15 protein-coding genes are annotated in these 23949 nt (G+C 35.9%); 12 read left to right on the top strand and 3 right to left on the bottom strand.

Annotation, left to right across the window (positions count from 1 at the left end; translation table 11 throughout):
• Positions 1-190: 190 nt before the first annotated feature.
• Entirely contained in the window at positions 191-658 is a 468-nt protein-coding gene (locus Q7C23_RS08570; protein WP_375032118.1) for a hypothetical protein, read from the bottom strand.
• 485 nt (positions 659-1143) lie between these two features.
• Here Q7C23_RS08570 and Q7C23_RS08575 point away from each other — a divergent pair, with 485 nt between their 5' ends.
• Genes Q7C23_RS08575 through Q7C23_RS08585 form a run of 3 tightly spaced genes read left to right on the top strand, consistent with a single transcriptional unit; the run spans position 1144 to position 3898 of the window.
• Positions 1144-1884, top strand: a complete 741-nt coding sequence (locus Q7C23_RS08575; protein ID WP_375032119.1) for a (Fe-S)-binding protein — start codon at positions 1144-1146, stop codon at positions 1882-1884.
• A 33-nt stretch (positions 1885-1917) separates the two neighbouring features.
• Positions 1918-3318, top strand: a complete 1401-nt coding sequence (locus Q7C23_RS08580) for a lactate utilization protein B (RefSeq protein ID WP_375032120.1) — start codon at positions 1918-1920, stop codon at positions 3316-3318.
• A complete protein-coding gene (locus Q7C23_RS08585) occupies positions 3311-3898 on the top strand; it encodes a lactate utilization protein C (RefSeq protein WP_375032121.1) in 588 nt (195 codons plus the stop codon). The genes Q7C23_RS08580 and Q7C23_RS08585 overlap by 8 nt, the downstream gene beginning before the upstream one ends.
• Positions 3899-4006: 108 nt before the next feature.
• Here the strand turns inward: Q7C23_RS08585 and Q7C23_RS08590 are convergent, their stop codons facing one another.
• Positions 4007-4243: a hypothetical protein gene (locus Q7C23_RS08590; RefSeq protein ID WP_375032122.1), complete on the bottom strand. Its 237-nt coding sequence runs from the start codon at positions 4241-4243 to the stop codon at positions 4007-4009.
• Between the two features lie 451 nt (positions 4244-4694).
• On the opposite strand from Q7C23_RS08590, the gene Q7C23_RS08595 reads away from it, so the two are divergent.
• Together Q7C23_RS08595 and Q7C23_RS08600 are read left to right on the top strand one after the other, a co-directional pair.
• The gene (locus Q7C23_RS08595) at positions 4695-5120 is read left to right on the top strand and encodes a hypothetical protein (protein WP_375032123.1); all 426 of its coding nucleotides are present in this window, start codon (positions 4695-4697) and stop codon (positions 5118-5120) included.
• A gap of 61 nt (positions 5121-5181) precedes the next feature.
• The gene (locus Q7C23_RS08600; RefSeq protein WP_375032124.1) at positions 5182-5676 is read left to right on the top strand and encodes a GNAT family N-acetyltransferase; all 495 of its coding nucleotides are present in this window, start codon (positions 5182-5184) and stop codon (positions 5674-5676) included.
• Between the two features lie 78 nt (positions 5677-5754).
• On the opposite strand, the gene Q7C23_RS08605 is transcribed toward Q7C23_RS08600, so the two are convergent.
• Positions 5755-6831 (bottom strand): M23 family metallopeptidase, encoded by a 1077-nt coding sequence (locus Q7C23_RS08605; protein WP_375032125.1) that lies wholly within the window; start codon positions 6829-6831, stop codon positions 5755-5757.
• Between the two features lie 407 nt (positions 6832-7238).
• On the opposite strand from Q7C23_RS08605, the gene Q7C23_RS08610 reads away from it, so the two are divergent.
• The 7 genes from Q7C23_RS08610 (at position 7239) to Q7C23_RS08640 (ending at position 23888) form a co-directional block, all read left to right on the top strand.
• The gene (locus Q7C23_RS08610; protein WP_375032126.1) at positions 7239-11288 is read left to right on the top strand and encodes a two-component regulator propeller domain-containing protein; all 4050 of its coding nucleotides are present in this window, start codon (positions 7239-7241) and stop codon (positions 11286-11288) included.
• A gap of 667 nt (positions 11289-11955) precedes the next feature.
• Positions 11956-13353 (top strand): hypothetical protein, encoded by a 1398-nt coding sequence (locus tag Q7C23_RS08615; protein WP_375032127.1) that lies wholly within the window; start codon positions 11956-11958, stop codon positions 13351-13353.
• Between the two features lie 46 nt (positions 13354-13399).
• Positions 13400-16432 carry a SusC/RagA family TonB-linked outer membrane protein gene (locus Q7C23_RS08620; protein WP_375032128.1) on the top strand — a complete coding sequence of 1011 codons (3033 nt, stop codon included), beginning with the start codon at positions 13400-13402 and terminating at the stop codon, positions 16430-16432.
• A 12-nt stretch (positions 16433-16444) separates the two neighbouring features.
• A complete protein-coding gene (locus tag Q7C23_RS08625) occupies positions 16445-18046 on the top strand; it encodes a RagB/SusD family nutrient uptake outer membrane protein (protein WP_375032129.1) in 1602 nt (533 codons plus the stop codon).
• Positions 18046-19683: a glycoside hydrolase gene (locus Q7C23_RS08630; RefSeq protein WP_375032130.1), complete on the top strand. Its 1638-nt coding sequence runs from the start codon at positions 18046-18048 to the stop codon at positions 19681-19683. Before Q7C23_RS08625 ends, Q7C23_RS08630 begins: the two co-directional genes overlap by 1 nt.
• 114 nt (positions 19684-19797) lie before the next feature.
• Complete coding sequence (locus Q7C23_RS08635) at positions 19798-21381, top strand: glycoside hydrolase (RefSeq protein ID WP_375032131.1); 1584 nt, start codon at positions 19798-19800, stop codon at positions 21379-21381.
• Positions 21382-21464: 83 nt separating this feature from the next.
• Positions 21465-23888 (top strand): sugar-binding domain-containing protein, encoded by a 2424-nt coding sequence (locus Q7C23_RS08640; protein WP_375032132.1) that lies wholly within the window; start codon positions 21465-21467, stop codon positions 23886-23888.
• The last annotated feature ends 61 nt before the right edge of the window (positions 23889-23949 follow it).

Here is a 23949-nt window from a genome sequence, read left to right on the forward strand (position 1 = left end):
AGTATCTCTGTAATTAATTGATTATCAAAGATTCTAAAAAACAGCTTGTGATAATTTACTTCTTCTGATTTTCTATCTTATCAAAAGATATTGATAAAATTGAAGAAGCAAAAAAATAATCTTTTTTGAATTAAAAAGATAAAACCTCGTTTAAGGATTTAAACGAGGTTTTTTTATAGCTAATTTTTGATCATTTTGATAAATTATATTTTTCAGGATGCTTACTTCTTTTATGTTCTATTGCACATGGCCCGATTGTAATTTCGTTGTCTTTTTGTTTTACTAAAAATATATAACCAGAAAAAGGTTTGGTTTTTATAATATAATTTAGGACAATACAATTGTCGGTATAACTCACAACATCGTATTTGAAATCTCCCCAGGAAAAAATGCTGTCTTTTGTTACAGACCATTTTAGAGGAGTTTCTACAACGTCGCTTTCGCCTAAATATTCTTGAAATTCTCCTTTGCTATTTCTCTGATATCGATGACTCAATTTATCTTTATTGAATTTAAAATGGGTAAAATGTGAGGAATTTGAATTATAATATACCCAATGTTCATCAGGTTTTGCTATGAGACTCTCTTCAATAGGATTTAGTTTACTACAGCCTATCAAAACAAATGTAAGTGCTGCTACATAAAATTTTGTTTTCATATGCAATGATTTAAAAATAAGAATAAATATAATGCATTATTATTAGATATTTGAGTTTTGTATTTTTGAGAGAATCTAATTTTAGCGGCTTAAATTGAATTGCTATCAATAAAATTAAAAGGGCTTTTACCGATCTTTTTTCTCTATTGAAAATCATTCTTTCTTTAGTTTCTCCCATTACATTAAAATCGGTAGACAGTACAGTAATACCCAGAAATTACTTTAGTGATTTGTCAAGGTAAGAAATAACGCAAATAGCTGTTCCTAACATTCTTGGTCTCTACTTTACTTTATCAGATTTACCAAATTGATTTGAAATTTTGCAAACATTAATATAATAGCTGGTTTGTATATATTATATTAGCCACAGATTAAAGGATTAAAAAGATTAAAATTAAATCTACTCAATCTACAGGATCTGTGTGAACAAAAATAACACATGAAAATATTGATTTTTTTATGTGTTTTAAGAAAATTACAAGAATATGAAAGTTGGACTTTTTATACCCTGCTATGTCGACCAGTTTTATCCAAAAGTAGGTATTGCAACCTATGAGCTTTTACAAAAATTAGGCTGTGATGTTGAGTTTCCAATGGGACAAACCTGTTGTGGACAACCGATGGCCAATAGCGGCTATCAATATTTAACCAAAGGCTGCGATGCTAATTTCATAGCCAATTTTTCTGGTTTTGATTATATCGTTTGCCCATCAGGAAGTTGTGTTCTGCATGTAAAGGATCATTTGCATGATGAGAAACAAGAGGAATTGGCACGCGAAATGCGAAAAAAGGTTTTTGAACTCACAGAATTTATTACTGATATTCTCAAAGTTGACTATATAGAGGGAAACTTCCCCTACAGAGTTGGAATGCATACAAGCTGCCATGGACAACGTGGTTTAAAGCTTTCGCAGATGAGTGAATTAAATGCTCCATTTTTCTCTAAACCCGAACAATTAATTCGCAACATAAAAGGACTCGATTTGGTTTCTTTAACCAGAAAAGATGAATGTTGTGGTTTTGGAGGTACCTTTTGTGTGACCGAAGAAGCTGTGTCAGTAAAGATGGGACAAGATCGAATTAAAGATCACGAGAACCATAATGTTGATTACATAACCGGAGGTGATATGTCGTGCCTGATGCATTTGGAAGGAATTCTGAAAAGGCAAAAAAGCAACATCAAAACCATTCATATAGCCGAGATATTAAATTCACTGGAAAATTAAAAGATTTCAGTATTTACTTTTAACTCACAAAAGATGTCTTCAGAAAAAATAATAGAACATAGCCAGGCCGCAGCACGTTTTAATAAAGATGTAGAACGGGTAAACTGGCATGATGAAACGCTTTGGTTTGTTCGCGCCAAACGTGATAAATCGGCAAATCAAATTCAGGATTGGGAATTACTTCGTGAAACCGCTTCTCAAATTAAAAATAATGTGCTTGCCAATATGCACGATTATTTAATTGATTTTGAGGCTAATGCTCAAAAAAACGGAATCATTGTGCATTGGGCTGCCGATGCAAAAGAACATAATGAAATTGTGCATTCGATTTTACAAAAGCACAATGTAAAGCAAATGGTGAAATCAAAATCAATGCTTACAGAAGAATGCCATTTGAATGATTATTTAGCCGATAAAGGGATCGAAGTTATCGATTCTGATTTAGGAGAATATATCGTTCAGCTTCGTAAAGAGCCGCCGAGCCATATTGTATTGCCGGCCATTCACCTTAAAAAAGAAGATGTAAGTGAAACTTTTCACCAGCATCTGGGAACCGAAAAAGGAAATTTTGACCCTCAATATTTAACCGAATCTGCAAGACGTGAACTGCGTGATACCTTTTTAACGCGCAAGGCCGCTTTAACAGGAGTTAACTTTGCTATTGCCCAGACAGGTGAGTTTGTAGTTTGTACCAATGAAGGAAATGCTGATATGGGGGCGCATTTAGCCGATGTTCACATTGCCTGCATGGGATTCGAAAAATTGATTCCAAAGCGTGAACATTTAGGTGTTTTCCTAAGATTATTAGCCAGAAGCGCTACAGGACAGCCGATCACGACTTTCTCAAGTCATTTTAAAAAGCCAAGAGACGGAAAAGAAATTCATGTTGTAATTGTAGATAACGGAAGAAGCACGCAATTAGGCAGGGCAGATTTCAGAAACTCTTTAAAATGTATTCGTTGTGGCGCTTGTATGAATACTTGTCCGGTGTACAGAAGAAGTGGCGGACATAGCTATCATAATGCCGTTGCCGGACCAATTGGATCGATCCTAGCGCCTAATTTAGATATGAGCCAGAATGCCGATTTACCTTTTGCAAGTACCCTTTGTGGTTCGTGCACCAATGTTTGTCCGGTGAAAATTGATATTCACGACCAATTGTACAAATGGCGTCAGGTTTTGGTAAAAGAAGGGCATACGCCAACTTCAAAAACTATTGCGATGAAAACCATGGCCACCGTTTTAGCGAATCCTACGGTATTTAATCTGGCTGGGAAATCGGGAAGATTTGTAATGAAAAATATTCCTGGGTTAGTGAATAATAAAATGAACAAATGGTACGACGGGCGCGAAATGCCAGACGTTCCGGAGGAATCTTTTAGAGAATGGTACAAGAAAAATTCAAGGGAATCTAAAGCAAATAAAGATGAGTAGTAAAGCTGAAATCTTAAATAAAATAAAACAAAGTCAGCCTAATCTTGCTGCTGAATTACCTGATTTAAAAGTTTTAGGTTCAGAACAGTTTGATGTTTTGGAAATGTATAAAACAGTATTAAAAAACATCGGAGGAAATCCGATAGAAGTGGCTGATTATAATGAAGTACTAATGTATATCAAGAGTAACTATCCACTTGAAAAACGAATCATAACGACAATTCCGGAGCTTTCTGAAATAGCTGTTTTAGATTGGACAAACGACGATCCGCATTCGCTTCAAAATGTGGAATTAACAATTATAAAAGCGCATTTTGGAGTAGCTGAAAATAGTGCACTTTGGGTAACCGATGACATTTTAGGACAACGTGTTGCACCTTTTATAACGCAATATTTAGCAATCGTAGTGAATAAAAAAGACCTCGTTGCGACAATGCATCAGGCTTATGACAGCATTGGAAACCAGCAGTATGGTTTCGGAACTTTTATCGCCGGACCTTCTAAGACGGCTGATATTGAACAGTCTTTGGTTTTGGGTGCGCATGGGGCTAGGGGATTGGTTGTTTTTTTGATGGATTAAATACAATGAAGAATAAAAAAAATGCGCAAATTCTATTTTTAGGATTTGCACATTTTTTGTCTTTTGAATATAAATTTCTTTTTAGAGTGCGCCTGTTAATTTTGTCAATTAACTGTTTGTAGCCGCGCTTCCAGTGCTTCCTGCACCTCCTGAATTGTTATTTCCGCCTTCTTCAAGTTGGTCGGAATCATTACGGTCAGGATCGGTTCCTGCTTCATCTCGCTCGTCATCCCAATCGCCTGTGTTAGCATTTTCCCGTTCCCCATTATTGTTGCTACTATTTTGCTGACTGTGATAAGGACATTTTTGAAGATCTTCGCTATTGTAGTTGTTTAAATTTTCCATGACTTAGATATTTTAATTAGTAAGTTTAAAATTAAGCTGATAACTATGAAATTTCTTATACATAAATAAGGATTCGTTATCAAATTTACATTCGGACATACATAAGAGATATTTAGTTTTAAAGTCAGAGAATTTATGAGATTTCTGTTTTTCAATTATATTTGTTTAAAATTACGCAAAGGTCAGAGGCATTTGCGCAAGCCTGTCAATGAGCACTTTTCACAGCGGGATTTAAAAAATAAAGTATGAAAAAAATTATATTAAGATTACTAATCATTGTATTTATGTTTGTTAGTTGTAATAGTCATGTAATAAAGAAGATAATGACGCTTACATTGCTGCTAGAAGTGAATTTGATACTGTTATAACTTCACATTTTCCAAATAAATTAATTAAATATCCCTACACCACCATCAATAATAAAAATATAACCAAAAATGATGTATGTTTCATGCTATATAATTATGAAGTTGATAATTTAAAAATTGATTCGATATTAAATAAATATCATTTTGTTGCTACTTATACATCTAAAGATTCATGTATGTTTTTAGTTAATAGATTTGAAACAAAGGATACTTACGAAAACATAAAAAGGGTTGAAATATTAGACACCCTTTCAGTAGACAAAGATTGCTATAAAAATAAATATCCAGTACCAAATTTCGTCGTTTATAATGTTACAGATGAAAGTAATCGACCGCTTGATAATAATTTCGATATCTACGTAATTGATGCTAAATCAGGAAAGCACTTTAAAAATTTTGATTTACTTCCTGATCCACAAATGCCTCTAGATTGGCAGAATGGGTATTCAAAAGGAATAGCAATTAACAAAAAAAGAAAAACGATAATATATTGGGGGATAATTTGGTAAAAATAGTATGCCCTGGTATTTCTTTAATTTATTAAAAAATCATTTTTTGTATATTTGAAATATGGATGCAATTACAAAAGACATATCAATCAGACGTGCTACTACTGCTGATTTGCCTAAACTAGCAGAATTTCTACAGTTTCTTGTTACGGCAGAACGACCATTTGACCCAACACTTAAAGAGGGTGAAATCTTCTATTATAACATAGAAGAGTTTATATGGGATGAGAAGTCAGAAATTTTGGTTATAGACTATAAACAACAAATTATTGGATGTGGATATGCGCAGATTCGATCAGCAAAATCGTATCAAAAGTTTGACTCATTCGGCTATTTGGGTTTCATGTATGTGAGTCCGGAATTTAGGGGGAATGGTTTTAATAATTTATTGCTGAATGATCTTAAAAAATGGGTTTTATCGCAAGGCATAACAGAGGTTAGACTGGAAGTTTACTCTGAAAACCAAGCGGCAGTCAGAGCTTATGAAAAAGCCGGTTTTAAGCAAATATTGACAACCATGCGTTGTGATATAAGCGAAAATGATCTTCCCAAATAATCTCACGAAAAGCGGTATAAATAGCAATGCATTTGTACCGCTTTTTTGCTCAGAGACAAAATCACAATAAATATCTTATTATTTTGCCTGAATAACATTTCCGGTTTCAGCCAAACCCGATTTTAGTTTTTGAGATTTATTTCCAATTACTAAATCAATATTCGAAAAATAGGAAGGAAGCCCTTCTGCGGTGTTCGATAAATCAGTTCTGATCTCAAAATGAAGGTGCGGAAAAAAGGAACTGCCTGAAACACCAATTTGACCGATTTCCTGTCCGGATTTTACTAAATCTCCTTTCTTGTATTTTAAACTGTTTTCTTTTAAATGACCATAAATACTAACTGAGCCATCGTTATGCTGAATTGCGACACAATTTCCATATAATTCCAAAGGATTTTCTTTTAGCTTGGGAATATCAAAAGTCTTATCGTCTTTGTGATTCGCTACGGAGTAAATTATTTTTCCGTCAGCAACCGCATAAACGGATCTTTCAAAACCAAAGTAATCAGAATTGTTTTCTCCCTTATTTTTAAATTGATTGTTGCTAGTATCCAATAATACAAAATCATAGGCATAACGCATGAAATTTGATTTGAGTTCAAGCATTTTGATAGGCTCAAAATTATAGTCAAATCTGCGATGGTGTGAGTTGTAATCGTGTGCGTCATATACCAGCACACGACCTTTTAATGGGAATTGATAATTTGTTTTTTGCTGGTATTTCTCAGGTAGAATCGTAGTTTTTACAATCATTTCATTTTCTTTAGCATCACTAAAAGTCCATTCGAATTCTAATTTATTTAAAGGAAATGAATTATCAAATTCTGAAAAAGGATTAAAAACCAAATGATTTTCCTGACCATTCCAAGTGCGAGTTGGTACTAATAAAATACTAGGGGCAGTTCCGTTATTATCCAAAAATCTGGTATGAACTAAATGATTTTGATTGTCAAAAATTGAAATTTTTAAGCGCTGTAAAGTCAGGGTATCTTTGGATTGATTGGAGATCAAAAAATCAAAATTGAGAATTTGCTTGTTTTCACTTTGCTCAATAAAAATCGAAGAGGGTTTAGGATCTATAAGTATTTTGTTTTGAGCGTAAATCGGACTTCCGAAAAATAATAATAGCACTGCCGTATAATAAACTGTTTTCATTTTTATGTCTTTTGGTTGTTATAATTTAAGACGATAAAAAAAAAATTAGGTTACAGCCAATGCTAAGATTTTCTTTTGAGATGATTTTCCTTTTTTTTCACAGTATTGATCATTTCTGCGCATTAGAAACAACAAATAGATATCTTTATATGCTATGCAGTCTTACAAGATAAACCAATAGAATATTCCTTTTTTGTTTTTTAAATTAAAGAGTCTAAAAATAAATATGAAAACCACTCCTAATTAAGATTGGTTTTTTTATAGGTATAAATGTGTTAAAAAGAGAAACAAAGGATAAAATCTTATAAGTAAAGAGGTAATGCAATTTTTATCTGTTTATTTTTATGAAATATCTATAAAATTAACTTATAATTGTACTTTTTACACTCAGACAAAAAGTATTTATTTTGAAGTATTTTGTTTTACATCTTCTTTTTTTAATAGGTTTTTCTTCTGTATGCCCTGCACAGGATAATCCAATAAAATTTCTTGATATTTCGGATGGTTTGTCTAATAATTCGGTAACCACTATTTTTCAGGACAGCGACGGTTATCTTTGGTTTGGAACCTACGACGGATTAAATCGTTATGACGGCTATAATTTCAAAGTTTTCCGAAACAGAATCAACGATGAAAAATCACTCCTTTTTAATACCATTTATAATATTGAAGGCGATTCGAGAAAAAACATATGGGTGGGAGGTTCTAACGGTATTTGTATTTACAATAAAAGAACAGCAACATTTCATCCGGTAGAATATGTTCTGTCCAACAAAAAGCCTAAAGTTTTAAAAGATATTATTCATCAGATGCGCTCGGTCTCTGATGCGCTTGTTTTGGTGGCTTCTCAGAATTTAGGTTTAATTGCTTTTGAGGAAGGTTCTTTTGCCGGAAAACAAATTCCGCTAAAAGTTTTAGGTAACAAAATCAGCATCAATAACTATGATGCTATTGCTATTCAGGACGATAAGAAAAATGGGCACTGCTGGATATATGTGCGTAATGTTGGAATTTGCAGCTACAATTATCAATCAAAAAGTCTAAAAGCGGTTTTTGCGTTTTCTAAAGAAGTCAAAGCAATGAAACTGGCCTTAGATGGCAATCTGTGGCTGGGAACCGATGAAGGAGTTTTTCTCTTCAACACAAAATCCGGCGGGCTATCAGAGAATTATTTTTCCAATAAATGCAGCGTTACCGATATTCTTTTGGACAAGAAAAATGAAATCTGGATCACAACAGATGGCTGTGGTATTTATAAAATTAGCGCAGCAAATAAGAAAGCCAGTTCTTCTAATATTGTAAACGAGGTGCAATTGGCCAAGAGTAACTCAGTTTGGAGTTTGTACGAAGATAAATCAGGAAATAAATGGTTTGGATCGCTTCGCGGTGGGATAAGTATGCTCAGTAGTACGCCTAAATATTTTAAAAGTATTCGTTACAATGCCACGAATCCGGCTGAGAACTTTATTTTATCTTTTTGTGAAGACCAAAAGAAAAACTTATGGGTAGGTACAGATGGTGCGGGACTAAAATACTGGAACCGAAAAACCAATACCTACAGCAATTACAGCCATAAACTATCGAGCCCCTTTATTACCGGTATTGTCAGGGATAATAATAACGATATTTGGCTTTCGACCTGGAACGGCGGTGTAAATAAGATAAGTGCCAATACAAATACGGTTACCCAATATTCTTGCTTTAATCCTTTTACCAAACAAGTTGAGAAGAAAATCTGGCTGGTATATAAAGATTCAAAATCTAATATTTGGGCCAGCGCAACAAATGAAGGAGCTTTGTATTGGTTTGACAGATCTAAAAATAGTTTTACGCTTTTTGATCAATCGATTACCAATCTGCAATCTTTAATAGAGACCAGCGACGGAAAACTTTGGGGTGGAAATTACACGACTTTATTTTCTTTCGAAAAAAATACCAGAAAAATCTCTAAAACAGTTATTGGAAATCCCATCAGATGCATTCATGAAGACAAAGACAAAAATCTATGGCTGGGCACTCAGGAAGGCGGATTGTTACTCTTTGACCGAAAAACCAATAACTTCAAAAGACTCACAACAGACGATGGTTTGCCATCAAATACGATTTTGCGATTGCTGGAAGACAAAGAAGGCAATCTTTGGATGAGTACCTATAATGGAGTTTGCCGCTTTGACAAGAAACAAAAAACCTTCCGTAATTTTTCTGTAAATGATGGTCTGCAAAGCAATCAGTTTAGTTTCAATGCGGGAATTAAATTGTCAACAGGTGAGTTTTTGTTTGGAGGAATTAACGGTTTCAATATCTTTTTTCCTCAGGCCATCAAAGGATTCAATCAACAGAATAATTTACTCTTAACTGATTTTTATGTAAACAATCAGCCTATCGAAGAAAGCAAAAATGATTTGGTATCTCAGTGGGAATCGGGCAGAATAAAAGAAGTTAGCCTTCCGTACGATCAGACTACTTTATCACTTGAATTTGTGGCACTGGATTATAACAATGCAGACAAAATCAATTATGCGTATTATTTAGAAGGCTGGGATGTGCAATGGAATTATGTGGGTCAGGCCCGAAAAGCAAATTATGCCAGATTAACCGAAGGGAAATATACTTTTAAAGTAAAAACGACCAATTTTAAAGGGGGATGGAATAAAGAAATAAGCCTTGTAACAATCGAAATTTTACCACCCTGGTACAGAACATGGTGGGCTTATTCTGTCTATTTATTAGCGCTGGCTGGAATTCTTTTTGCGTATTTGGAATATCATAAAAATAAAGAAAAACTAAAGTATAAAGTAAAAATAGCCGAACTGGAAAGCAAAAAAGAAAAAGAAGTTGCCGAGAAACAATCCTCGATGTTTACTTATATCTCACATGAGTTTAGAACACCGCTTTCGCTGATTATAAATCCGCTGAAAAAAGCGGTTCAGAAAGAAAGTGTTCAAAACGGATCTTCGGGAAGCGACCTGGCAATTGCCCACAGAAACGCCCGCAGACTTTTGAGTCTGGTAGATCAGCTTTTGCTTTTTAGAAAAGCCGAAAATGATGCTGACTCCCTTAGATTATCGTCCATAAATGTGAATAGTTTATGCAATGAGGTATATCAATGTTTTGTCAATCAGGCAAAAGATAAAAATATTCAATACAACTTTCATATTCCGGATCACGAAATTGTAATAATTGGAGATTACGAAAAAATTGAAATTTCGTTATTTAATTTAATGTCTAATGCTTTTAAATATACGCACATTGGCGGTGAAATTAATCTTGTACTAACAGAAACAGCTAATGAAGTAGTATTAGAAATTGCTGATAACGGTGAGGGAATTGAGAAAAAGGATATTGAGGTCATTTTCGAAAAATTCAAGCAAATCAATTCGAAAGTGTCGGTGGGAACCGGTTTTGGAATTGGGCTTTATATTGTAAAATATTTTGTGGAAAAACACAAAGGAAGTGTAAGCTGTCAAAGCGCACTTGGAAAAGGCAGTACATTTAAACTAACATTTCTAAAAGGAAACAGTCATTTTGAAAACGCCGAGATTACCAGTAAAACACCACAAAGAAGTCAGTTATTTGATGAATTAAGCGGGGATGATCTACAAGAAAATATAAGTACGCTAAATCCGTCTTTGGCAGAGAATGATTTTCAGAAGATCATGCTCACTGATAAACGGACGGTTTTAATTATTGACGACAATGCCGAAATCAGAGCCTATCTGATCAAATTGTTCGCAGAAAATTATATCGTTTACAGTGCTGAAAACGGTGAAGAAGGATTGAAACTCACCAAAAAGCACATGCCGGATTTGGTGATCAGCGATATCACCATGCAGCAAATGGACGGTCTGGAATTATGTCGTAAAATAAAGGAAAGCGAAAGTTTATCTCATATTCCGGTTATTTTACTCACAGCATCTAAGAATCCGGAAACGCACTTGCAGGGAATTACAGATGGCGCCGATGATTATATAACAAAACCTTTTGATGATGATATTTTAGTTGCCCGCGTAGAATCGTTACTGCGCAACCGCAGTAATCTCAGAACTTATTTCTTAGACAGTATAACGCTAAAAGAAAACACTCAGAAAGTTCCTCTTGAATATCAGGAAATTTTGAAAAAGTGTATTGATATTGTTGAAGCCAATATTCACAAAAGAGATTTCACGATTAAAAACTTCGCACTCGAAATGGGAATGAGCCACAGAACACTTTATACCAAAATCAAAATTATTTCTGGTCAGACCTTAAATGCATTTATCCGTTCAGTCCGAATTCGAAGAGCCGCAATGCTCATGCTGACAGAAGATATGAATATCGCACAGGCAAGTGCCGAAGTTGGTTTTGAAGACTCAAAATACTTCAGACAGCAGTTTGTAAAACTCTTCGGGATGACGCCTTCAGAATACATCAAAAAGTATAAGAATTCTTTTAATTCTGACTTGAATATCATTAAATAATCATCCGTTAGATTTTTTATTCTTTGAATACTCTTTTGTTTTTTGCGCAAGCGAGCAAGAATCTTTGAAAAATATCAAACGTTTTAGTTATAAACTGACTATTTTTTAATAATTGCGAATTATGTAAAAATAGAGTGGTATTTTTTTATACTTGTTAATTTTAAATCTAAAATAATAGTTAATTGCCATTTTGACCTCCTTTTTTTTCCATTTTACCCCTCCTTAGAAGCCTGCAATACTTATTTCTTTGCACTTATAGTAATCTATTTAAGTTGTTACTGTGTAAAAAATTAAGTGTTTATTTTTTTTGGTAAGTTTTTGATCCGCTTAAAGAATGGGCCTTCTTTAAGATAAGATTGTAAGAGTTGGTTTTACGTATTACTTATCGGGCCCGCAATTTTGTAATTGCGGGTTTAAAAAAATAAAAATAAAGACTTTTTGAATTGTTAATCAGCAATTCGTTTAGAGGAAAAAAATAAAAAAAAGAATATTAACCAAACTTTACTAAAATGACAAAAAACAAACCATTGCCTTTTGATTGTCCCAATTCTTTACCAAAAACAGAAAGACAATCCAGATTCTCTTCAAAAATGAGTTTACCTCATTTCAACAACAATCTTTACTAGCATAAAACAAACTAAACTAACCTAACCTTAAAATTTGAGAGATGAAAAAAAATATATTTTTATTTTTTCTTGCCCTTTTTGGCGTCCTTTTTACCGGATGTCAAAATAATGAATCTGGTTTTCCAAGCTCTGATGATCCTACAGTTGTAGTTTCGACCAAAGAGATTTATGGAGCGCCAAGCCGAAAATTTGAAATCAAAGCTGCTCTGGCAGATGATTTAGGACTAAAAAGTGTTCAAATTCAAATTCCTGAATTATCACTTGATAAAGTGATCACGTTTGCAACAAGTCCTTTGCTTGAAACTTATGACTTAAGTTACTTCTTCGAAATTCCTGCAAACCGCGGAACTTCTGAAGCTTTCAAAATAAAATTGGTTATAACCGATGTTTCCGGAAATGTTGTTAATGAAGAAATCAATCTTCGTTTAGACGGAGAGTTTGCTGCGCCATCTATAAGTATGGTTACTCCAAAAGAAGGAGCGGTTATTTTATTGTCAACAAGTAATGAAATGCCGGTAAATTTTGTGGTAAATGATGATTCAGGAATCGATTATGTACAGGTAAAATGCGAGGCATTAGGTATTGACGAAATGGTTCAATTAACAGGAGCACCTCAATCTTATACTTTCAACAAAATGTACACATTACCTGTAACAGCTGCAAATTATGTGTTAACAGTTACAGCTAAAGATAAATTCGCAATTCCCAATACAGGATCTTTAAATATCAATATTGTGGCAACGAACGAATATCCTGCTATCTATTTATGCGATCAGCCAAAAGGCACCAACCTGACTACTGATGCTGTGGGTGTGCCAATGTATTTCCACGAGAAAAACGGACAGGATTTCGAATTCAAATATTATGCTGATAAAGACAATAAAGAGATTTATTTCCTTGGTCAGGAAGCGGACTTTGCCCCACATTGTTTCGGATTAAATGCAGCTGGAGGTCTAGTAGACGATTTAACTGCAACTCCAATTATTTTACCAACTAAAGGATATTACAACATAAAAGTAAATCCAAATACACTGGCATATACTGTGACAAAATACACACCTTCAAGCAAAGTCTGGGCTGATGTTGCCAACGGATTATGGCATGATGACGAAGCCTTAAGAAGACCATTTGTGAGTGTTTGCGGTGGCGGAATTGATGGTGCAAACTGGGATACCTGGAATGCATGGGTAACGACAAAACTTCACTTGGCAAATAATGCAGCAAACCCTTACCAGTTAGTTGGAGAATATACTTTAACGGGACAAATGGAAGCGACTTTAACGGGTCAGTGGTGGAATCCGTCATGGAGATTAATCAAAAATGGTATCTGTACCATGTCGCCTGGAGAAAACGGAAATGCTAAATATCCAGCAGCTCCCGGAGTTTATAAAGTAGTTCTTGATACAGAGTTAGAAAGAATATTTATAACAAAAAAATAAGTTGTTATGACTTTGTTATAACATTTAATTAATAAAACAGCTTACTATGAAATTTAAATATATATGGTTTTTTATAGCCCTTATGTGCACAGTTGCATCATTTGGACAAATAAAAGTAACAGGTAGCGTTAAGGACAAGGGCGCCGTACCAATTCCGGGAGTGAATATAGTTGTAAAAGGAACAGCTACTACTGCGGCAACAGATTTTGATGGAAAATTCAGCATCACTGTTCCTAATAAAAATGCTCAAATCGAATTCTCATTTGTTGGTTTTTCGAGCAAAACAGTTCTGGTTGGCGATAAAACATCTTTTGATGTTGTATTGGAAGAATCAAGCCAGGCACTAGATGAAATTGTTGTTGTAGGTTACGCCGCTGTAAAAAAGAGCGATGTAACAAGTTCGATTTCTTCTATTAAAGGAAAAGAACTTCAAACCATGACTGTTGGTAACGTTGCAGAATCCCTGCAAGGAAAAGTTTCCGGAGTTCAGGTTACAGGACAAGGAGGTCCGGGTGCACAGCCAAGAGTATTGATTCGTGGTATTTCTACAGTAAATTTAAGTACAGATCCGCTTTATGTGGTAGATGGTATTCCGATGGGAACAAGCATCAATTTCTTAAGTAATAATGAAATTGAATCTATGGAGGTTTTAAAAGATGCTTCCGCAAGTGCAATTTACGGTTCTCGTGCTTCTAACGGAGTTATTTTGATCACCACTAAAAAAGGTAAAGTTGGTAAAACAAGATTCAACTTTGACACAAGTTCTGGAATGCAAATCATGAACAACCCTTATAATATGGCTGATGCCGAAGGTTATGCAACGATTATGAATAAAGCATACAACAATTCGGGATACGCGGATTATTTGCCAAATCCTTCTCAATACAGAGGAAAAACAACAGATTGGTGGAAAGCCGGAATTAGAGGCGGAGCACCGGTAGTCAATGCTTCTTTGGGAGTTAGCGGTGGTTCTGAGAAACATACTTATGCAATTAGCATGAACTATTATGATGCAGAGTCTATTTATGAAGTAGGAGGCTGGGAGAGAATTACTTTGAGAATTGCCAATGATTTTAAATTCTCAGATAAATTCTCTGCCGGAATCACTTTAAATCCACGTTATGAAACTTACGGTCAACCTGGAAACTGGGCTGATTTTGATAAAATTGATCCAATTACACCCATTTACAAGCCAGCAGACCAATTAACGGGAGATGAAAACGAATACAGTATTTATGCACGCTCGCCTTCGTATGTATGGAATCCGGTTGCAGCTGTAAAGAGATATGATGATTTTACGGATCAGTATAACTTAAATACAAATGGTTATTTGCAATACGCGCCAATCAAAGGTTTAGTAATTCGTACTCAGGCATCTGTTGAAGTTGGGGACAAAGTAAGAAGCAGGTTCAGACCCGATTTCATCATTGATGCCGCGCACGAAAAAGAAGAGATCAATAAAGTGGAAAGATGGGCTACAACAAATGTAGACTGGACATGGCAAAATACAGTTACCTATTCCAGAACATTTGCAGAAAAACACAATGCGTCTTTGATGGTCGGAAATACAATGGAGGAGTATAATGGAAATGATGTTTGGGGTTACGGCGAAGGTGTGCCTAATAACTCTGATTTAATGAGAGAGGTAAATGCTGCAACTAAAAACCGCGATAGTAAAGGTAACAGCTGGTCAAGTTCACTCATGTCTTATATTTCTCGTTTTTCTTATAACTACGACAACAAGTATTATTTCACGGGAACATTCAGACGTGATGGTTCTTCTAAGTTTATGACGAACAACAAATGGGCAAATTTCCCATCAGCTTCTGTTTCATGGAGAATTCTGAATGAGGGATTTATGGAAGCTACAAAAGATGTTTTAAGTGATCTTAGATTTAGAGCAGGTTGGGGTAAAGTAGGTAATCAGGGATTACCAACAGCAGTTTATCAGTCCAACATCGGACAAGGGTTTTATCCTATCGGAGATGTGATTGGCGATACTTCGTTTCCTGATTCTATGGCAAATAAAGATATCAAATGGGAAACTGTTGAAGATATGAGTTTTGGAGTTGATTTCGGATTGTGGAAAAACAAGCTTTCAGGATCATTAGAATATTATAAGAAAAAAACAGAAGATATGTTATTCCTGAAGCAATTTCCAGCTTACAGCGGATTCCCAAGTAATGCAACAATCTGGACAAATGTAGGTTCTATGCAATCCAGCGGTATTGATTTATTGATTTCTTATAAAGATAAAAAAGGAGACTTCTCTTATGGCGCAGATGTAACTTTTACAACAGTAGATGTTGAAATGTTGTCTTTATCTTCTAATGATGAAAAATTGTACGGAGCTGCTAACAGAACTTTGACCGTTAAAGGAGAAGAACCAGGATATTTCTACGGATATGTAGCTGACGGTTTATTCCAAAATCAAACAGAATTAAATTCTCATACAGATGAGCACGGAACTAAATTACAGCCTTATGCAAAAGAAGGAGATGTTCGCTTTAAAGATGTGAATGGTGACGGAAAATTAGATGATAAAGACCGTACAAAAATTGGTTCTCCTTGGGCTGATTACAACATTGGATTGAATTTAAATTTTGCCTACAAACAATTTGATTTAGTAGCTAATTTTTATTCCAGTATTGGAAATGATATCGTTAATACAAACATTTCAGATTTATACAATGGTGCAAGTTTAACCAACAAAGTAGAAGGATTAGATCAAATGGCATGGCACGGAGAAGGAACTTCGAATTCAGTTCCTCGTTTGTCTAAAGATGACAACAATGAGAACTACACTAAATTCTCTTCTCTGTATGTAGAAGATGGTTCTTATGTACGTATGAAAAATTTACAATTAGGATTTTCATTCTATAATAAATTCGGTTTAGACAAACTTAGAATTTCTTTATCGGGTCAGAATTTATGGACATGGACAAAATACACAGGAGTTGATCCTGAAGTGGCAGGAGGAGATCCGGATAAGGGTGACGCAGTAAAAGGATCAGGATTTGGAGGATGGAACTATCCGGTTCAGCCAACAATTTTGATGGGTCTTAATGTAGCATTTTAATAAAAAACGAACATGAAAAAAATAATTTTATCCATAATAGCTTTAGCTGCAGTTGCAGTTTCCTGCTCTGATTTTATTGAAAAAGAAGAAAGAGGAAAACAAACCTTAGAAAACTATTTTCAAACGGCGCAGGAGTGCGAGAATTATACAAACGAATTAACAAGAAGATTGTTAATCACCAATGATTGGTGGGTATTGGTAGCGCCAAGAGTTACCAACGAAATGTCTACTGATGACGCCTGGATGGGTAATACCGGTCAGGACAACAGTGCACACAGACCTTCATCACAGTACATCATCTCGCCGGATAATATGGGAGATATGAATAGTAGTTATACAGCGCATTTCTATACCATTCAGTCGGCAAATATTGGTTTGGAGAAAATGGCTTTGGCTCCAATTTCTGAGTCGCAAAGGAATCAGTATATGGGAGAATCTCTTTTTGTTCGCGCCTATTGCTATTATGAATTAGTGAATCTTTTCGGAGGGGTTCCGTTATACACAACAGTATTAGGAACAAATGATTTGAAGTTAGAGCGTAGTTCTGCTGCAGCTGTTTATGCTCAGATTGAAGCTGATCTTAAAGAGTCTGCTGCTAAACTAGAAACAATTCCGGTGAACAGAAGCGGAAGAATTAACAAATGGGCTGCTTACGCTTTATTAGCTCGTGTTTCGTTATTTCAGGAAAAATGGGCAGAGGCCAAACAATATTCAAACAAAGTAATCACGGAAGGGCCTTATTCATTAGAAACTGATTTTCTAAACATTTGGAACGTAAATAATCACAATGGTGTTGAGTCCATTTTAGAAGCACAATCTTCTGATGTACAAAATAAAAGTTTAGGTTCTGCATTACCAACATTGGCAGGAGCGAGAGGTGAAGACAAAAAATATTTCCCAAGTAATGATGCCCAGGATGTTTTGGACGGCTGGGGATGGTGTATGCCAACCAGCGATTTAGAGAATGCTTATCTGTCTGAAAATGATGTTATCCGTCGTAGAAGTACCATTACAAAATGGGGAGAAGCAGCTTATGGAGATGAGGTTTTAAATCCAACACATAAATTCAGTCTTAATGATAATAAATCAGGACGTATCTGCCGTAAATATTATATTCCGATAGCAACGCGTCGTGCGTTAGATAACAAAGACGGACACTTGCCATTGAATGTTCCATTGATTCGTCTGGCTGAAATGTATCTGACAAGAGCTGAAGCAAGCTTCCATACAACCGGAGATGCATTAGGAGATATTAACATTATCAGAGCGCGTGTAAAATTAGAACCAAAAACGGGTCTGGCTGGTCCAGCCTTGTTGAAACAAATTTACAAAGAGCGTCGTTTAGAATTGGCTTTTGAAGGATTACGTTTGTATGATATTCGTCGTGAAAAAGATCCAACGACAGGAAAACGAGTTATCGAAACCCTGATGGGACCAAACGGAACTTTCGTTCAATACAACTTAAATTCTACAGATCCTTACGAAACTACAAACTTGAGAGAACCTCAGGATAAAGGAATCAACTTTAATCCGGCTAAAAATTTATTGTGGCCAATTCCTCAAATGGAAATTGATTTAAGTGGAGGATTAATCAAACAAAATCCTGGTTACTAATGAGAATTATAAATAACAAAAAAGTAAGTCTGCTATGTGCAGGCTTGCTTTTCGCTAATGCTTTGTTTGTTAGCTGCGACTCTGAAAAATCAGATGATTCAGGTGCTGAAAATGCAATTGCTGAATTAAGTGTAAATCTGGATATGAATCTTCAGACAATGGAAAGTTTTGGCGCTTCTGATGCCTGGCAATGTAATTTTATCGGAAAGAATTGGCCTTCTGATAAAAGAAACAAAATGGCCGATTTGCTTTTCAGCAGAGAATTAGATGCTAACGGAAATCCAAAAGGAATCGGATTATCACTATGGCGTTTTAATCTGGGAGCAGGAAGTACAGAACAAGGTGATGCCAGTGATATTACAGATGAGTGGAGACGTACCGAATGTTTTACAACAAACGGAGTTGCTTATGACATGAACAAACAAGCCGGACAGGTTTGGTTTATGAAAGCAGCAAAAGAACGTGGTGTCGAAAAATTATTAGCTTTTACCAATAGTGCACCGGTTTACCTGACTCAAAATGGAAAAGCGCATGCCAGCATCAAAGAATTTTATAATTTGAAAGAAGGAAAAATGCCAGAGTTGGCTGATTTCTGGGCTACTTCTTTAGATAAATTAAAAACGGAGCACGGTTTAACAATCGATTATGTAAGTCCGTTTAACGAGCCGCAATATGAGTGGGATGGTTCAGGACAAGAAGGTTCGCCAGCAACCAATACAAATATTTACAGTTTTGTAAATGTACTGTCTCCAAAATTACAATCTAAAGGACTTACGGCTCAAATCGTTGTTGGCGAAGCAGGAGCTTATGAAGCTTTATACAAAACAGTTTCAGGAAAAGAAAGCAGATCCAATCAGATTGATTATTTCTTTGGAGTAAACTCGACTAAAAAAATTACAGGATTATCTAATGTAAAGAAAACCATTTCAGGACACAGTTACTGGCAGGCATGGCCTTTGAGCGAACTGGTTTCATCAAGACAACAGGCCGCTTCAAGAATTCAGTCAACTGGCGCAGTGAGTCTTTGGTCTTCAGAATATTGTGTTTTAGAAAGCCCGGGAACTTCAGAATTGCCAGGAGGCGGAGGTGCAGGAAGAGATTTGGGAATGTCACTCGCGCTTTGGACTGCCCGTATTATCAGTACAGATATCGCTGTTGGCGGCGTTACGTCATGGCAATGGTGGACAGCAATTAGCCGTGGAGATTACAAAGACGGATTAATTCATGTGGATGATAATGCAAGCAATGGAGCCGGAGATTCAAATTACTGTAAAAACGACGGATACATTAGAGATTCAAAAACACTTTGGGCCTTAGGAAACTTCTCCTTCTTTGTAAAACCGGGAATGGTAAGAGTTCAAATTCCAAGTGTCGATAATGCTACTTCCGTGAATGGTGTAATGGTAACGGCATACAAAGACGCAGCAACAAAGAAATTAGTTGTTGTAGCAGTTAACATTGGTAAATCGGCGAAAGCCTACAAATTAAATCTTGCCGGAGGAGCTTTGGCAGATAATAAATTTACACCTTATACGACTTCTGAAACTTTAAGTTTGAAAAAAGGTGTAGCTGTTGATGCTTCTAATTTTGTGATTCCAGCCAAGTCGATTGTAACTTATGTGGGAACGTATAAATAATAAGGTTCAGAGGTGCAAAGAAGCAAAGGTTCAGCGGTTTTTAATTTGATTATGCAAACCGCTGTCAAAGGCGAACAACGACAGTTCGTGAATAAAAATTACAAAGAATAAGAAATGAGAAAAATATATATCTCGCTTTTATTGGTAACGAGTTCGCTGTTTTATGGACAGCGAACCGTCACCATTAGCACAGATAATGTTGTACAAACCATGGATGGTTTTGGAGGCTCTGATGCCTGGAGATGCCAATTTGTGGGGAAATGGCCGGAACAGAAAAAAAATGCCATTGCCGACTTACTTTTTAGTAAAGAAATCGATGCGCAGGGAAATCCAAAAGGAATTGGTCTTTCGATCTGGAGATTTAATCTGGGAGCGGGAAGCACTGAACAAGGAGAAAAAAGTAAAGTTTCAGACGAATGGAGAAGAAGCGAATCGTTTTTACAGGCCGATGGATCTTATGATTTCTCAAAACAGGAAGGCCAGAGATGGTTTTTGCAGGCCGCTAAAAAACGAGGCGTTGAGAAATTCCTGATCTTCACCAACAGTCCGCCAGTTTATATGACTAGTAACGGATTATCTTTTGCCTCTCAAAAGAATAAACTGAATCTAAAAGATGGTGCAATTCCAAAATTTGCCGATTTCTTAGTTCAAAGTATTCAGGGGTTGGAGAAAAAAGAAGGAATTAAATTCGACTATGTTAGTCCCATAAATGAACCGCAATGGGAATGGATGCCCAAACATGGCGACACCAATAGTCAGGAAGGAACTCCGGCCACTAATCAGGAAATTTATGATTTGACCAAATCACTTTCAGATAAATTAAAAGCTCAAAAAATGAGTACCGAGATTGTAATTGCCGAAGCTGCACAAATCAATTATTTATATGAAAATGTAAATGGTGAAAACCGCGACAATCAGATTGACTATTTCTTCGGAAAAACAAAAACAAACATTACTAAACTTCCAAATGTTAAAAATGTAATCTTAGGTCACAGTTATTTTACAACCTGGCCAATTGACAAACAAGTTTTAAGCCGAAAATTGATCGCTGCAAATGTGAAACAAAATCCGGGTTTGAAATATTGGCAGTCTGAATACTGTATTTTAGAAAACCCGGGTGAAGCCGAAATTCCAGGTGGTTCAGGAGGCGGAAGAGATTTAGGAATGCAGACCGCGTTATTCGTGGCACGTTTGATTCACAATGATATTGCCGTAGCCAATGCCGCTTCATGGCAATGGTGGACTTCTATAACCCGGGTGGATTACAAAGACGGATTGATTTATCTGGATGACGGAAAGAGCAACGGAGGAACTACACCGGATTACGTGAGAAACGACGGTGAATTTCATGATTCAAAATTGCTCTGGGCCTTAGGAAATTACTCTTTGTTTGTGCGTCCGGGAATGCTGAGAATTGATGTTCCAAATCAAAACGAAGTCGATGCAGCAAGTGATGTAATGTTGACCGCTTACAAAGATACAGCAAACAAAAAACTGATTGTTGTTGCGGTAAACTGCGGTAAATCATCTCAAAAATACAAGTTTGATTTGTCAAAAGGAACAATCAAAAACAATGAATTTACGCCTTATGTAACTTCAGAAAACTCCAATTTAAAAAGAGCCAATAGTCAGAATATTGATAATCTGGAAATCCCTGCAAAATCAGTCGTAACGTTTGTTGGTGAATTGGAATATTAAGAGTTTCAGGTTTCAGGTTCTATGCGAAACTTGAAACCTGAAACAAAGAAAACTAAAAAACAACAATTAAAAACTAAAGAATAGTGTTTACAAAAAAGAGCTTATTACCTGTTTTACTCTTTTCGTGCGTCTCGGCCTTCAGCCAGATTTCGTTTGGAGATTCGAAAAAAATTAATGACAACTGGAAATTTAATCTTCAGGATGTTTCAGATGCAAAAAATACCACTTTTGACGACAGCAAATGGCAGTCTGTAAATGTACCTCACGACTGGAGCGTAAAAGGGCAGTTAAGTCCAACATTGGCAAGTTGTACGGGTTATTTGCCGGGCGGAATTGCCTGGTACAGAAAATCAATCAATATTCCGCAAAGCAAAGCGGGAGAAAAAGTCTATTTGTATTTTGAAGGTGTTTACAACAGAAGTGAAGTTTTCATCAACGGACATTCTTTAGGAAAACGTCCAAACGGATATATTTCTTTTGCTTATGATGCAACTCAGTTCGTAAAATACGGCGGAGAAAATACGATTTCAGTTCGTGTAGATCACAGTCAAAGTGCCGATTCAAGATGGTATACCGGTTCAGGAATTTATAGAAATGTCTGGGTAGTATATGCAAATCCGGTTCATATTGCACAATGGGGCGTTTACGCTTATCCTGAAGTGAAAAAAGGAAACGGAACATTGAATGTTGAGGTAGATCTTGAGAATGGATCTTCTGCAAAATCAACTTTGACAGTTGTGAACGAATTAATTTCAAAAGATGGAAAATCAGTAGCCAAAGCATCAGCTAAAATTGATCTTGAAGCAAACAAAAGCGGAAAAGTTTCGGCTAAAATGAATGTAAAAAATCCACAACTATGGGATTTAGAGCATCCAAATTTATATCAGCTTCAGACAACGGTTTTAAAAGATGGAAAACAAATAGATCAAACCCTTACAAAAACAGGTTTCAGAACTTTTACTTTCGATTCAAATAATGGTTTTGCATTAAATGGAACATGGATGAAAATGAAGGGTGTTTGTTTGCATCATGATGCGGGAGTTTTAGGTTCTGCAGTACCTCGCGAAGTTTGGGAGACCAGACTCAAAACATTAAAAGAAATCGGTGTAAATGCTATCCGTACAAGTCATAATCCACAAGCTCCGGTTTTTTATGAGCTTTGTGATGAATTGGGATTGTTAGTTTTAAATGAAGCATATGACGAATGGGAATTCCCAAAACGTAAATGGCTTGAAGGCTGGAATTACGGAACTCCGGGATTTGAAGGTTCGTTTGATATTTTTGCAGACTATGCAGAAAAAGATTTAGAAGATTTTGTACGTCGTGACAGAAACCACCTTTCGGTTTTTGCATGGAGTATTGGTAACGAGGTAGATTATCCAAATGATCCTTATTCGCATCCGGTTTTAGACAAAGGAAAAGATGGTTTTGGGCAAGCTGCTTACGGAGGTTATAAAAAAGATGCGCCAGATGCGATGCGCCTTGGAGTAATTGCAAAACGTTTGGTTGCAGCGGTAAAAAAATACGACAAATCCCGTCCTACAACTGCAGGTTTAGCTGGTGTTGCAATGTCTAATGAAACAGAATATCCGGGATCTTTAGACATTACAGGATACAATTATACAGAAAGCAAATATCAATCGGATCACGAAAAATATCCAAACAGAGTAATTTACGGAAGCGAGAACGTTCACGATATGGAACCTTGGCTTGCTGTAAAAAACAACAAGCATATTTTTGGACAATTCCTTTGGACGGGGATTGATTATTTAGGAGAATCAGGAAGATGGCCTTCAAGAGGATTTTACTCAGGTTTAGTTGATTTTGCCGGAGTTATCAAGCCAAGAGGGTATTTCCGTCAGTCATTATGGTCTGATAAACCAATGGCTTATATCGGAACTTATCCATTGAAAGATACTAAAGATGTCTCTAAAGATGCATGGGCAATTTGGAATTACACTCAAGGTGAAAAAATTCGCGTTGTGTGTTATACAAATGCTGCAAAAGCACGTTTAGAGTTAAACGGAAAAGTGATTGGCGAGACAAAAACTTACGATGAAAAAACAGGAATTATCTATTGGGATATTCCATTTGCTTCAGGAAAATTAGAAGCCGTTGGTTTAAATAAAGAGGATAAGGAAGTAAGCCGATATGCTATTACTTCAACTCAACAGCCAGTTGAATTGACGATTGCAGATACCAATATCACAATTGCAAAAGAAAAAGGTGTGGCCAAAATAATGGTTCAGGTTAAAGATCAAAATGGACTTCCTGTAATGCTTTCTGATAACGAAGTTGCATGTACTATCAGTGGGCCGGGAACTTTATTAGGACTTGAAGCGGGAAACAACAGTGACATGACAGATTATACTGATAATGTTCAACGTGTATTTCACGGACATATCGCAGCCTATGTACAGGCAACCGGAGAATCGTCTCAGCCTATTAAAGTTACCTTTACAAGTCAATGGTTAAAACCGGTTGAAGTTACTGTGAATGTAAAATAAAGTAGTTAGTTTTTGTAAATGGTCAATTAACCTGTCAGCATTTTGGTTAGCCGACAGGTTA

This window comes from Flavobacterium sp. LAR06 (genome assembly GCF_041946075.1).
Taxonomy (GTDB): domain Bacteria; phylum Bacteroidota; class Bacteroidia; order Flavobacteriales; family Flavobacteriaceae; genus Flavobacterium.